Origin of the sequence: Bacillus sp. AF62 (assembly GCF_050312695.1) — a bacterium.
GTDB classification, from domain to species: Bacteria; Bacillota; Bacilli; order Bacillales; family Bacillaceae_G; genus Bacillus_A; species Bacillus_A cereus.
In genome coordinates this window covers 1-339 of record NZ_JBNPJZ010000270.1, presented here as the reverse complement: position 1 = coordinate 339, position 339 = coordinate 1, and the positions used below count along the sequence as shown (strand labels likewise).

The window sequence follows — 339 nt, the reverse complement described above, 5'->3', positions numbered from 1 at the left end:
CTGAACCGCTATTAGAAAAGGTAAAACAGCAAGGTATTGATTCTACTTGCCTTCGTACCTTGCAACGAGCAGGCATTGATCTATCTACATGGTTAACCGGTTTCCGAAACGTACAGGAACGTGTTCAACATAGTGTATACATGATACGCCAGCATCCTTTATTGCCGTCTTATGTACCTGTTCATGGCCTTGTCATTCACCCCAAAACAGGAAATTTAGAAGTCGTTGTAGAGGGTTATTCCTACGCACATACAACAAGTCTTTAAATAAAATGACTGCAGGAAGAGGAGGCATAAAGATGAGATTTTCAGGCAGATACGCAGGATATAACCTCGCAAA

General features: G+C 41.6%; 1 pseudogene. It reads left to right on the top strand.

The features are described from left to right. Window positions 1-266, top strand: a pseudogene (locus ACQRBL_RS32690) (carbonic anhydrase); the annotation flags it as partial. Window positions 267-339: the final 73 nt, after the last annotated feature.